8 protein-coding genes are annotated in these 14,007 nt (G+C 51.0%); 4 read left to right on the forward strand and 4 right to left on the reverse strand.

The window, feature by feature from the left end; all coding sequences use genetic code 11:
• Window positions 1–12: 12 nt before the first annotated feature.
• Window positions 13–942, reverse strand: coding sequence for a polysaccharide deacetylase family protein (locus Pla110_RS12550; protein WP_197440171.1), 930 nt, complete (start codon window positions 940–942; stop codon window positions 13–15).
• Window positions 943–1,484: 542 nt separating this feature from the next.
• Between Pla110_RS12550 and Pla110_RS12555 the strand changes: the two genes are divergently transcribed.
• The 3 genes from Pla110_RS12555 (at window position 1,485) to Pla110_RS12565 (ending at window position 9,802) form a co-directional block, all read left to right on the forward strand.
• On the forward strand, window positions 1,485–6,746 hold the full coding sequence (locus tag Pla110_RS12555) for a DUF1549 domain-containing protein (RefSeq protein WP_144996097.1): 5,262 nt from the start codon (window positions 1,485–1,487) through the stop codon (window positions 6,744–6,746).
• 92 nt (window positions 6,747–6,838) lie between these two features.
• Window positions 6,839–8,302: a DUF1501 domain-containing protein gene (locus tag Pla110_RS12560; RefSeq protein ID WP_144996098.1), complete on the forward strand. Its 1,464-nt coding sequence runs from the start codon at window positions 6,839–6,841 to the stop codon at window positions 8,300–8,302.
• Between the two features lie 243 nt (window positions 8,303–8,545).
• Complete coding sequence (locus Pla110_RS12565) at window positions 8,546–9,802, forward strand: lactate racemase domain-containing protein (protein WP_144996099.1); 1,257 nt, start codon at window positions 8,546–8,548, stop codon at window positions 9,800–9,802.
• Window positions 9,803–9,839: 37 nt separating this feature from the next.
• On the opposite strand, the gene Pla110_RS12570 is transcribed toward Pla110_RS12565, so the two are convergent.
• Window positions 9,840–10,259: an unc-93 family MFS transporter gene (locus tag Pla110_RS12570; RefSeq protein WP_144996100.1), complete on the reverse strand. Its 420-nt coding sequence runs from the start codon at window positions 10,257–10,259 to the stop codon at window positions 9,840–9,842.
• Window positions 10,260–10,422: 163 nt separating this feature from the next.
• Complete coding sequence (locus Pla110_RS12575) at window positions 10,423–11,586, reverse strand: THUMP domain-containing class I SAM-dependent RNA methyltransferase (protein ID WP_144996101.1); 1,164 nt, start codon at window positions 11,584–11,586, stop codon at window positions 10,423–10,425.
• A 380-nt stretch (window positions 11,587–11,966) separates the two neighbouring features.
• Between Pla110_RS12575 and Pla110_RS12580 the strand changes: the two genes are divergently transcribed.
• The gene (locus Pla110_RS12580) at window positions 11,967–13,265 is read left to right on the forward strand and encodes an EF-hand domain-containing protein (protein ID WP_144996102.1); all 1,299 of its coding nucleotides are present in this window, start codon (window positions 11,967–11,969) and stop codon (window positions 13,263–13,265) included.
• Between the two features lie 114 nt (window positions 13,266–13,379).
• Here the strand turns inward: Pla110_RS12580 and Pla110_RS12585 are convergent, their stop codons facing one another.
• The gene (locus tag Pla110_RS12585; RefSeq protein WP_144996103.1) at window positions 13,380–13,823 is read right to left on the reverse strand and encodes a DUF2203 domain-containing protein; all 444 of its coding nucleotides are present in this window, start codon (window positions 13,821–13,823) and stop codon (window positions 13,380–13,382) included.
• Between the last annotated feature and the right edge of the window lie 184 nt (window positions 13,824–14,007).

The raw sequence follows: 14,007 nt of genomic DNA on the forward strand, positions 1-14,007 counted from the left end.
AACTGCTGGCAGTTACTCTTCTTCGGTTGGTTTTTCTTTTGCCAGCTTAGCTTTGCGTTTGCTGATCACTTCCCAGAGATCATCTGGGCGTTGCGTTTTGGGATCGACGTACTTCGCGAGATCGCGCATGGCGATCACGGTGTAACCTTCGTCCTTCAGGTACTGCATGTACTCCTGAAATCGCACGACAGGGGTGTGCACCCACGGATGCTCCACTTCCGGAACTCCATGAAACTGTAGAATGGCGATTTTTCCTTCTTTCGCCATTGATGCCGCTCGCTTGAAATCATCCAACGTCCAGTCGGGTCGCGCGTCTCCCGCTGAAGGAACGAGTAAAGGATGATCTCGTCCCGGTTCATAACCGAACCCCTTCCCTCTGTCCTTCTGGTAAGAATACTCAGGCGATCCTCCCCGACGAGCGAACTGAATCCCTGCTTCTTCCAAGATGGGAATTGCCCCATCATCGAACGCGTTGCCCGGGTAAGCAAAGGTGGTTGGTTTAGGAATGTCGTACTCAGCGCAGCGGTCATTGATCGCGTCGAGTTGTTCCTTGATCTTCGACAGATTCTTTTTCGTGCATCCCATGTGATCCCGAGTGTGATTACCAATCTCAAATCCATCCCGATGGAGAAATGCAATCTCTTCCCAAGTCAGGTAACTTTCTTTGTTCTCTTTAAAGTCGAACCCTTCCGTGATGTAGAAAGTCCCACCGAATCCATGTTTCTTCAAAATTGGCCGCACCACGGTGATATGGGATTTGACGGAGTCGTCGAAAGTTAACACGACGAGCTTATCGGGGATCGGCTCCAAAGCCAGCAATGGGGGCGTGAACACCGCAATAACCATGACGCAAACTGCCAGTCTCGCAATTAATGAGACCACGTTGACTCGGAGAATTTCAGCGGAAACGAGCGGATTGATTTTCGATGTAATTGGGAACATGAATCGATCACCTGCAGACTACGGTAAGGAGCGATTGGCTGGAAATGCGGATTATTCGGCCAAGTGCATGATACTCCGCCTTTCGGCAGAATACACGTTTTAACAGTGAAAACACTGAGAGGAGCGTTTTTAACCCGAACTGCAGGGGCGGCTTAATAGGAGGTGCAGACGAAACCCCTGTTCGCATCAAAAATATTTGATTTGTACTAGTCAAATGGACTGGAAGTCGTATATTCTAGATGAACATCTCATTAACACCCGCCTGCTGAGTCTTTCCTGATTCAGCTACCACATTCTTGACAGAATGCTGGACCGGCGTTGTCAAATCAGAATCTCGTGATCAAATCGATCGATCCGGGCATTGATGAACACGACCGGTACTAGTTTGCGATGTAACTCTCCATACATGCGCAATTTCTTCGGTCCAATACATCAGGCTCGGGGTCCTGTGACCTTCTGGCGGCAACGACTGCGACCAAACACAGACTACTATCGATTCAGATTACGGGTCATTATACGGAACCCGATCTGGAGTTTTGCAAATGGTTTCTCGGCGTCCAGCTGTATTCCTGTGGGCCTGCGTTCTCTCTACCTGCGCTCTCACTTTTTCCTTCACCGCTCCTCTTCTCAATGCAGAAGACAAATCGGCCGCTCCCGATCCGGAGGTTGCCGATCCGGAGGTAGTCGTTCCAGCCGCTGAGGATCCTGCGATTGAAGAGCCGAAGGCGGAAGACACACCAACCGAAAAGCCCGTCGAGACTGACCCAGCCACGGAACAGCCTGCGGAAGAAAAGCCCGTCAGCTTTTACAAAGAAATCGTTCCAATTCTCCAGGCGAATTGCTACGGCTGTCACCAGCCTGCCAAATCGCAGGGCAAATACGATATGACATCGTTCGCGGGCTTGCTTAAAGGAGGGGCCACTGAACTTGAAGCAGTCGTCCCCGGCGCCCCCGCCGAAAGTAATCTTCTTGAGCTTATTGTCCCCATGGACGGCGAGACTACTGCTGAAATGCCTAAGGGAAAACCCCCTCTACATGAAACAGAAGTCGCTCTCATCCGCACTTGGATCACCCAAGGTGCCAAAGACGACACACCGGAAAATCGCCTCGCAAAATATGGTGATGACAATCCCCCCCTCTATTCACGTCAACCCGTCATCACGTCGTTAGATGTTTCTCCCAACGGAGAACTGATTGCCATCGCCGGGTTCCACGAGATTCTATTAGTGAATCCCGAAGGAGAACTTGTCTCGCGGTTAATCGGAATGTCCGAACGCATCAACGCCGTCCAGTTCGATCCCTCTGGAAAACGCCTCCTGGCCACAGGCGGACTTCCCGCCCGAGTGGGTGAAATTCAGGTCTGGGATGTCGATTCCCAAAAACTGCTGCTTTCGAAAACAATGTCACACGACACGCTCTTCGGAGGAAAATGGTCTCCTGATGGAACCTTGATCTCCTTTGGCTGTACAGATAATTCTGTCCGTGCCATCAATGCCGAAACGGGAGAACAAGTCCTCTTCCAGGGCGCGCATGACGACTGGGTCCGCGATACCGTCTTCTCCCATGATGGTTCCCATCTGGTCTCAGCCGGTCGCGATATGACCTGCAAATTGACTGAAGTCGCCACCGAACGTTTTGTGGACAATATCACTTCCATCACACCGGGAGTCCTCAAAGGGGGAGTCGGAGCAGTCGCCCGGCATCCGGAACGCGATGAAATCATCGTCGGCAGCGCCGATGGCATTCCTAAGGTTTACCGCATTCATCGTCTGACCAAACGAGTCATTGGCGACGACGCCAACCTGATTCGCCAGTACCCACCAATGATGGGACGTATCCAGGCAGTCGCCGTGTCTGCAGATGGCAAACGAATCGTCGCCGGCAGTGCTCTTGCTGGCAAAGGAGCAGTGCATGTTTACTCCTACGATTTCGACACGACGTTACCCGACGATCTGAAAAAAGTTCTGGAAGAACGCGTTGCCGCGAGAACTCCCGAACAAACGAAGATGGTCGAAGACTACCGCCAACAGGGAGCAACGCAAATTGCCGCCATTCCGATTGAAAGTTCCGGCATCTACGCGGTCGCTTTCTTTCCCGATGGCAGCAAGATCGCTTCAGCAGGTAGTGATGGAATCGTTCGCATTTATGAAACTGAAACAGGCAAGCTCCTGAAGGAATTCTCACCCGCTCCCATTACCTCTTCCGAGTCAGAAAGTTCTGTCGAGGGCGCATTAGCTTTCGCTGAGCGGGAAGCAAACGTTGTCGTTCCTGAAAAACTTCGAGTTCTCACGGAACTGAAATCGGTCCAGGTCGAACCTGCAGTGATCGAACTCGATAACGTCCACGATTATGTCCAACTGCTCGTCAGCGCCACCCTGCCCTCGGGCGATGTGGTCGATGTGACTCGCCAAGTCCAGGGAGAGTGGACCGCTCCCATCGGATCGATGAAAGTCGCCGGATTAATTCAGCCACTGCAAAATGGTGAAACGACATTGACTCTCACCGTTGCCAATCAGACGGTTCAAATTCCGGTAAAGATCACCGGAATGGACACCCCCTTCGCTTCGAACTTCATTCGTGACGTTAATCCGATTCTGACCAAAATGGGTTGCAACCAAGGCACCTGTCACGGAGCAGACAAAGGAAAGAATGGTTTCAAACTTTCGCTTCGCGGTTATGATCCGGAATTCGATGTGCGGACCTTCACAGACGACCTGGCTTCACGCCGCACGAATGTCGCTTCCCCTGATAACAGTCTGATGCTGCTTAAAGCAACGGGGGCCGTTCCCCATGTGGGTGGTCAATTAATGACACCAACATCGCCCCACTACCACATTCTCCGAACCTGGATTGCAAACGGAGCCCAGCTTGACATGGCGACTCCTCGCGTCGCGGCAATTCAGATTTTGCCCTACAACCCCGTCATTCAGGAAATCGGCTTTCAACAACAGTTCCGCGTAGTCGCCACTTACGCGGATGGTTCCACCCGCGACGTCACCCGGGAAGCCTTCCTTGATAGTGGTAATACTGAAGTCGCCGTGACTGACTCCATGGGCCTCTCCACTGCCGTGCGGCGTGGTGAAGCCCCCATCCTCGCACGTTATGAAGGTGCTTATGCAGCGACGACAGTCACCGTCATGGGCAATCGCAGCGGTTTCGAATGGGAAGAACCGGAAACGTTCAATGAAATTGACAAACTCGTTGCCGCCAAATGGGAACGTTTAAAAATCAAACCGGCCCCCCTTGCCAGTGATGAAACCTTCTTCCGCCGCGTTTACCTCGACTTGACCGGTCTTCCTCCCACCGCCGATCAGGTTCGCGCGTTCTTAGCGGACAATCGACCTTCGAAAGAAAAACGCACGGAAGTGATTAATCAGCTGATTGGCTCCGAAGAATACGTCGAATACTGGACTAACAAATGGGGCGACATGTTACAGGTGAATCGTAAGTTTCTAGGCGAAGAAGGTTCAAAAGCTTTCCGTGGCTGGATTCGATCTCACGTGGAAAAGAACACTCCCTACGATGAATTCGCAAGAGAGATCATCACCGCTACCGGTTCCAATAAAGAAAATCCGGCCGCTTCTTACTTCAAGATTCTGCGAACGCCCGAAGACACAATGGAGAACACCACCCATCTCTTTATGGCGGTGCGGTTCAATTGCAATAAATGCCACGACCATCCCTTTGAGCGTTGGACCCAGGACCAATATTACGAAACAGCGGCGTTCTTCTCGCAAGTCAATCTCGCCCGTGATCCCAATAGTGGTGACCGCAATATCGGTGGAACAGCTGTCGAAGGCGCCAAGCCTCTGTTTGAAATTGTGTCGGACAACATGGACGGTAAGATTGAGCATGTCCGTACTGGCAACGTGGTCGAAGCAAACTTCCCCTTCGAAGCAGAGCACCAGGCGAAGGAAGACGCCACCAACCGCGAAGAACTCGCCTCCTGGATCACCTCAGCCGACAATCAGTACTTCGCTAAAAGTTATGTAAACAGGTTATGGGGATACATGACCGGAACCGGTGTCATCGAGCCTATCGACGACATTCGAGCCGGTAATCCCCCCTCAAACCCGGAACTTCTCGACTACCTGACGCAAGAGTTTGTCGACAGCGGATTTGACGTACGCCATGTCTTACAACTGATTTGCGAATCACGCACTTATCAGCTCTCCATCGAAACTAATGAATGGAACGAAGACGACCAATTGAACTATTCCCACGCTAAAGCGCGTCGGTTACCGGCGGAGGTCTTGTTTGATTCGATTCACTTCGTCACCGGTTCTCCCTCGAATCTTCCGGGTGTCGAGCCTGGTATTCGGGCCGCAGAACTAGTTGATGTGGGAGTCAAAGCAGATGATGGTTTCCTGAATACCTTCGGGCGTCCCTCACGCGAAAGCGCTTGTGAATGTGAACGCGTTAACGAAGTTCAACTTGGCCCCGTTATGGCGTTGATCAGTGGCCCCACAGTCGGAAATGCAATCAGCAATCCCGAAAATGCCATTTCGAAACTGGTTAAAACCGAAGCGAACGATGCCCGATTGGTAAACGAACTCTTCCTCAGAATCCTGAACCGACCGGCGGATGTAGAAGAAGTAGCCGCCGTTCTTGATACTTACACCTTGATGGAAGAGGACCACGCTTACCTTCAGAAAATGCTGGCCGAGCGGGAAATCTGGTGGAAAGAAAACCAACCGAAGCTTGAAGCGGAACGGCAAGCGGCTATCGATGAAGCGAACGCCAAGTTAAAAGCATACGAAGCTGAAATTGCGACTAAAGTCGAGCAACAGAAAAAAGAACAGGCCGGAAAGGTCGCTCAACTAGAGGCCGACTTGAACGCCTTCCAAGCGACGTTACCTAAACTCACCGAAGAGTGGGCCGCCAATCAGAACACTCATGCGGAATGGTTCGTGCTCGATCCCTCAGAAATGAGTTCTACCAACAAAGCGAATCTCGTTCGCCTACCCGATCGCTCCATCCGGGCGAGTGGAAACGCGGACAAAGGGACATACGTCGTTAATGTTAAAACGAAGCTGACGGGGATCACCGGCATCCGTGTTGAAGCATTAACATTAGAAAATGGTCTGACGGGCAAAGGTCCCGGATTGTCTAATAATGGCAACTTCGTAATCACCGAGTTCGAAACGTTTGTTGCCCCCATCGCAACCCCGGAGGCGTTGACCAAAGTTGCTTTGGCCAATCCTCTTGCCGATGTTACTCAAGGTGGTTTCGATGCTAATCAAATGTTTGACGGTAATACCGACGACCAGAAAGGGTGGGCAGTTTCTCCTTACGGAACGGCAGCGCACTGGTTCACTGTGGAAACACAAGAGCCGATTGGAAATGCGGAAGGAAGCCTGTTTCAATTTAAACTGCATCAGAATCACGAAGCCCAAGACCATCGTCTGGGACGCTTTCGAATTTCATTCACGACGGATACCAAACCTATCGGTTTAAGTCTCACTGAAGAACTTAAAACGATCGTTTCACTCCCTCCCGATCAACGGACAGAGGAACAAACGAAGTCTCTGGTGGCTTACTTTACGACATCGAATACGGACTTGGAAAATCGTCGAAGTGCACTCGCTCAGGCGAAAGCCCCGTTGCCAGAAGATCCCGGAGTAACGGAACGGAGGAAAACGATCGAACTCGTATCGAACCCGGTCCCTCTGGATGGCCGCCTCACGCGTCTGCGAGAAGATGTTCATCAAAGTATACAACAACAGACGACCAAACGGCTGACTGTGGCTCAGGACCTGGCGTGGGCGTTAATCAACAACCCGTCATTCCTGTTTAACCGTTGATCCTCCGAAGATTTCTTCCGTGATTTCAATATAAAATCAAACCACTTAATTCACTATCGACTTTTCGAGCACAACACGAAGGAGTGCCACTCATGTTTGCAATCAAAGGGCAACCCGGTAAAGACATGTGCGACGAACATCTGGGAATGTCGCGACGCGATCTCTTACGCGTTGGTAGTTCCAGTATGCTCGGCGTTACGCTCGGTTCCATGTTCGAGTTACAAGCCGCCTCAGCGAACACCGTTCCCGCCAGCGGTTGGGGACAAGCGAAGAACATCATTCTCTGTTATCTCCAGGGCGGTCCCAGCCATATCGATATGTGGGACCCCAAAGAGAATGTTCCCGACAACGTCCGTAGTAGCTTCGGGAATATCTCCACGAAACTGCCCGGGATTCAGTTCACTGAAATCCTGCCGAAGCTGGCTCAGATGAATGATAAATTCACGATGATCCGCTCGATGTCATACACGCCGAATGGTTTATTCAATCATACCGCTGCCATCTATCAGATGATGACCGGTTACACGACTGACAAAGTCAGTCCGTCCGGTCAATTGGAACCACCCAGTCCTAAAGACTTTCCGAACTTCGGTTCCAACATCATCAAGATCAAACCAGTCGACGTCCCGATGCTGCCTTTCGTGATGCTGCCCCGTCCGCTTCAGGAGAGCAATGTTGTTGGCAAAGGAGGCACTGCCGGCTTCCTCGGAAAAGCGTTCGATCCCTACACGCTCTATCCAGAGGGGGACGACATGGATATGAGCAAGATGACGAAGATCAAGATTGAAGACCTCAAGCTACGTCCCGACGTCTTCTCAGTGAGATTGAATCGCCGTGCGAAACTTCGCGAAACAATCAACAAAGGAATGCCGACGATCGACAAAGCGGTCGAATCGCATAACCTGAATGAATATTATGATCGAGCCCTGAACTTAATCGTTTCCGGTCGCGCTCGCGATGCATTCGACCTCGAATCCGAATCGCACCAGACTCGCGAACTGTATGGCCGCAACACCTTTGGTGATTCCTGCCTCCTGGCACGACGGTTGGTTGAAGCGGGAACGCGTGTCGTCGAAGTGGTCTGGCCTAAAGTGGCGAACTCGGATAACCATTCGTGGGACCATCATGTTGATCTCGATACACGAATGAAAAACCAGTCTGGTCCCATGCTGGACGCGGGCCTGTCCGGTCTAATCACTGACCTTGATGAACGTGGTATGCTTGACGAGACTCTTGTGGTCTGCGTGGGAGAATTCGGTCGAAGCCCCCAGAAAGGGGTCAGTACCTCCGGAAACAGCAATACCCCGGACGGACGAGACCACTGGCCTTACTGCTACACCGCCGTTATGGCTGGTGCCGGTATTAAACGGGGGCAGGTGCATGGTAAGAGTGATAAAACAGCCTCATCACCGCTGGAAGATCCAGTCCATCCTGGTGAATTGCTGGCGACGATCTATCACAGTTTCGGTATCAATCCGGAGACGATCGTGTACAACCACCTGAATCAGCCACGAGAGCTGGTTAAGGCCGACGCCGTTTCCAGCCTATTCGTCTGATGAATTGAGAACCTGGCTATCGAAGTCAGATTTTTGCAGATACAGAGTAACAGCTCAGAAAGCCGCTATCGAACGCTTTTATTTCAGTTTGATAGCGGCTTCTTTTGCGTCTAGTGAATCCAGACAAGATGACGTTACGACAGTGAGCGATTCTCTGTTTTGCAATACTGTGTTTTATTGAACTCTTTGGTATAGTACGCGTATCCACTTCATTTCTTTTCACAGCTGAATAAGGTCGCTTCCATGACGTTTCCGCGGATGATGCGTATTCGCCAGAATTTTTCTCAACCCAAAATCGACGCGGTTTTTGACGAAGCGATCGCACAGCTGAAATCGCTCGGTTTGGAACTGACGGTGAAACCGGGTGAGACAGTCGCCATCACCGCAGGTAGTCGTGGAATTGCCAACATTGCGACCATCACGAAGGCAATTGTCGACTACTTCAAATCAATCGACGCTGTCCCCTTCATCGTGCCTGCAATGGGTAGCCACGGTGGCGGAACTGCCCAAGGTCAGGTCGATCTGCTGGGTCGTTACGGAATCTCAGAACAGACGATGGAAACGGAAATCCGTGCGTCTATGGAAACGATCATTGTCGCGGAAACACCACAGGGTATTCCCGTCCATTTTGACAAGCACGCCTCCACCGCCGACCACGTCTTTGTGGCAGGTCGTGTCAAACCACATACCGCCTTCGTTGGAGAGATTGAATCCGGTCTCCATAAAATGATGTTAATCGGACTTGGGAAACATCATGGTGCCAAGATCTATCACCGAGCGATTCTCGAATACAGCTTCACGGAAATCATTGAGGCAGTTGCGGCCCTCGTTCTGGAAAAGTGCTGTATCTGCGGAGGCCTCGGTATCGTCGAGAATGCCTATGATGAAACGGCACTTCTAAAAGGCGTTCTTCCTCCAGATTTTCGTTCGACAGAAATTGAACTGCTGAAACAGGCCCGGGAATGGATGCCTCGTCTTCCAGTAAAAACAGTCGACCTGCTCATTATCGATGAAATTGGAAAAGACATCAGCGGATCCGGTCTCGATACGAATGTGGTCGGCCGGAAATACAATGATCACGTTTCAACTGAACTCGACGACGTGCAGTGCAAACGTATATTTGTCCGCGGCCTCACAAAAGCGACGCACGGAAATGCCAACGGTATTGGAATCGCTGAATTCACGAACAAGCGGACGGCCGATAACATCGACTGGGAACCGACCCGAATAAACGCAATCACAGGCGGGCACCCGACAGCCGGCATGCTGCCGAATGTCTTCGACACTGACGCCGAGGCAATCGAAGCCTCATTTCAGACGATCGCTTTAAAAACGTTAGAACAGACTGAGATCATCCAGATAAGAAATACGCTCGAACTTCGTGAACTGCTGGTTAGCGAAGCGTATTACGATCGCATTAAATCGATATCCGACCTCGAAGTCTTGAGCGAACCAGGCCCAATGAGCTTCGACGATGAGGGCATGTTGAAGTCCGTCTGAGTCTGCCTATGACCTGCTGCGACTCCAGAAAGGTCACTTAATTGAGCTCATGATTGCCATCCTGCTGTTGGCGGAGTAGTCGAGCCTCTTTTTCGAGCATTTTCTTTTTGGCTTCCAGCACTACCAGCCGAGTCTTCAATCGGCGGCGGACGACTGTGAAATCGATCAACGCCAGTAGAATCATCGCCATAGCAATCACGATGACGACCATCCATATGCAAATGTAGATTGCTGGATGAGCCTGTCGGTCTATCGATTGTCCTAAGACAATGAGCCCCCCGACAACGGCCATCAGACTGGAAGTCGTTACTCTTCGGCGATACTGCCAGCGCTGTGAACGAAGTTCTGTTTTATCGACATTAGGCACGGCGGACTCTCGTTGCCAGACCCGAATGTGAGTGATCACCAGGCCGAGACCCAACAAAGCCACCACAATGCCCACGATTAGAAACGCCATCAACTTATCCTTTGTATCATCTTTTCGTCGCAGTTCTGTTTCAGGAATTACGACTCAAGCAGTTTCGATCTCAGAGTTGTCGGCCCGTTCTCTTTACATCAAGTATGCGCCTACTCGTTGGCGACTTCAACCTTTTCCAAAACAGATTATTGATTTGGTATGATCACTCTGTTTCTGAGGATTCAGTCCGGGGCGGACGTGGACCGGGAAATTGATGGTAGGTGCAGGCGATGTTTCCATTATAAAGTTTACGGCGTCTTCCCGCAGACGAACCCACCAACTGCTCGAAGTCCGAATGGGGAGTAATCACGTATTTGGACCAGGTATCGAGTTCAGAGAAAATTCGACCCATCTGGCGATAAATCTCCTCGGCTTCTTCAACTTCTCCCGACCGAACTCCATACGGTGGGTTGGTGATGAGGCATCCGTATTTACGAGAGTTCGTGAAGTCTTCGAATTCCTGTTGTTGAAAATGAATGTCGTCAGCGACATTAGCTTCCTGCGCATGTAACCGTGACATCCCGAGAGCTCGCCGATCATTGTCGTATCCCTGCATGCGGGGCATGGCGATATCATGACGCTGAGCATTCACTGCCGCTGACCTGGCGTCGGTCCATTTTTTCCGATCAATGATTGGCCACCGTTCCGCCGCAAAAGATCGTCCCAATCCCGGAGCGATATTCCGACCAATCCATGCAGCCTCAATCAGGATCGTCCCTGTTCCACAGAATGGATCGACCAGTAATCGTTCGGCATTCCAGTAGCTCAATTGTACCAAACCAGCCGCTAGAGTCTCTTTAAGTGGCGAGGGACCCATCGACTTTCGATAACCCCGTTTGTGTAGACCGGCACCAGAAGTATCCAGTGACAGAATCACTTCATCATTTCGTATCGCAACCTCGATGGCATAGGTAGGGCCATCTTCGGGAAACCAATCTTTACGATAGGCTTGTTGAAGTCGTTTGACGATGGCCTTTTTAACGATCGACTGGCAAGTTGGAACGCTATGAAGTTCCGATTTGATCGACTTGCCTCGAACAGGAAATTCGGCATTGGCCGGTAACCATTTTTCCCAAGGCAGGTCTGTCGTCCGATCGAACAGTTCGCCGAAATCAAACGCCTTAAATTGTCCCATTTTAATGAGGACCCGGTCAGCGGAACGCAGCCAGAGATTCGTTTTACAAATGGCATCCAGATCGGCTGTAAATGTGATCCGTCCATCCTGTGTTTGAAAATCGGAATACCCGAGTGCTTTCAATTCCCGCCCAACAACGGCTTCGAGCCCGAACGTGGAAAGAACAATAAGATCAACGCTGGACTGAGACATGAGACACATTCATCAAAGCGAAGAGGAACGGGAGCAGTGAATCCCAAGTTAATAAGAAATGAACCTGAGTATCTGGAGAGCCATCAGGATACGAAAGAGGTATTCAACGCCGAGGACACATCTGTACACAGCATCAGGATGTTTTGAGCCAGGGTCATCTGGACAAACCGGAACGATCTGTCGGATTCCCACGCTGATCACGGAAACCTCTTTGCCTGATCTGAGCCAAGTGGACTACAATAACCGTATTCGATACAGTTAACCAGTGACTATCTGAATCAACGAACTGAATCCGGTTGATCGTCCCCTCCCGTCTGACTAACTGGTCAGCTGATCGCCTTATCCCGCCTCGTCTCCTACCAGTTTTCTGCACCAAACCCATGAGTAAAACACCGGACAACAAACCGGCTTCCTCGAGAAGTCGTATCCTTCTCTGGACCGTCATCGGCCTCGCCGTTGGTGGGTTCCTGCTATGGGATCAGTACGATCAGGGCAACCTCAAACCTTACCTGGTAATGATCGGGCTTGAAGAAGAGTCTACCCCCGCCAAAAGGTCGACGTCTACCAAATCTGAGATCTCTTCGAAATCGAAAAAGGCCCCTGCAGATACCGTCGCCGAATCGAATGCGGAGAAATCAGCGAAGGTCTCTGCCGAAGCTGATTCAACCAAAACACAAGAGCCCGGATCTCCGCCAGAGCCTGTCGCCGAAACAGTCACGACGGAGGTTGCTCCTGAGCAACTCAAGCCAGTTCCAGTAGAACCCATCGAAGCGTCCACTGACGAAGTTGGGAGCCCAAGTGAAGAATCCGTAGAAGTGACTGATTCTGAAGCAACACCTGCGGAATCCGAACCGTCTTTCGACGAACAACCAGTACCAGCCCCAGATTCCGCACCGGTCATCTCCGAAGTGGATTCGGCAAGCACCACGGTCGAAGAAAAAACAGAATCAGAAGACGAAGTCGTCGTGACAGAAGCCCCACCATCTCCAGAACCCGCACTACCGAGTGAGCCTAAGGAAGAGGAAAGCAGCGACTTCCCTGCGACAGAAAGTGCGCTGGACACTCTGACGAATTCAACCAGAATCAACAGGCCAGATGATCTCAAACCAGAGTCTGTGAACGCATCAATTCCGACGAAAGTATTCAGCTACGCTAACCGGGTACTCAAGAAATATGATCTTGATCGTAGTACAAGTCTGGAGCCAGCCGAGTATCAACAGCTATCAGATGCCGAGTCGCTGAAACAGGCCGATGTCGACGGCAATCAGAAAATTACGCTTCAGGAACTTGCGCAGTACATGGCCAATTATGGCGAGCATCGACGTATCCGCTTGCTCTCCCCTTATTCGGGTGAGAAACAGGCTGACGAGCCAAATCGGGCCACGAACTCCGAAGCCGCTCTTAATCCGGACGACCAACCTGAACCCGAAAAGAGCGCTGAAGAAAAAGAGCAAACACGGCGGAGAAGTTTGAAGTACGCCGTCAAACCTTCCCGTCTGCCTGAAGGTTTACCAAACTGGTTTCTGGGACTGGATCGAAATGGCGACGCTCAACTATCTATCTCCGAGTTCGCACCGAGTGCAGGGCAGCTTAAAGTCGACGAATTCCGAAAGCTCGACTTGAACAGTGACGGTTTGGTGACCCCCGAAGAGTACAAGCGAGCCCCAAAAGGTAAATAGCCCATCATCTCGGACTCAAAAAAATTGCCCTGCATCTCACTTTAGTCAGATGCAGAGCAATTATCTTTTAGCTGTTCTTTAAACGTCGCCAGATTGAAGCCATTCAGACCAGTTCTACAGTTCGGTAATGGAACTGTCTTCAATCGGTTGTCGGCCACTAAAGCCGGCGTCGCTGTCATGCCAGAAACCGACTTCTGTTTCGCCCAGCATCCAGCAGAGACAGGCCTCGCGTCCTTCATGGTATGTCGGAAAGTCTACCAGCCCTTTGACCGGGTCTTTCAATTCGACGCCCAGTTTCTGCAGCTCTTCTACAAAGCCGTCCAGACGATCAATATCGGCTTCCAGTTCCTTCTCGATATGCAGAACTTCTTCTTCATAAGGATTGTCTTCCGCGCGGGTCGTTTTGTTGCTGTTGTGCCGTACACGGGCAAGTCGATTACGACGTTCGTGGACGTCGTTATAAAGCTCGACAATGTCCGAAACAATGGCACTGACTAGTGGGAGCATTCGGTTGGCATCGTCGACACCGAAAAATTTCCTGTCAGCTGCAGTATTCATGGTTTCGCTCCCTTCGGGTCCGCTATATGAAGTTGGCTGAGATAATACGACCGAGACTTATTTGAATCAATACGGACTGTTAAATTCTCCCCGGTCGAATTCATTATAGACAACGGAAAGGAGAACGGCATACCCACAGAAAAAACAGCCCTGCAGAATTGTAGAAATTCCAACTCAACAATTG

The sequence above is a fragment of the Polystyrenella longa genome, from assembly GCF_007750395.1.
GTDB lineage: Bacteria > Planctomycetota > Planctomycetia > Planctomycetales > Planctomycetaceae > Polystyrenella > Polystyrenella longa.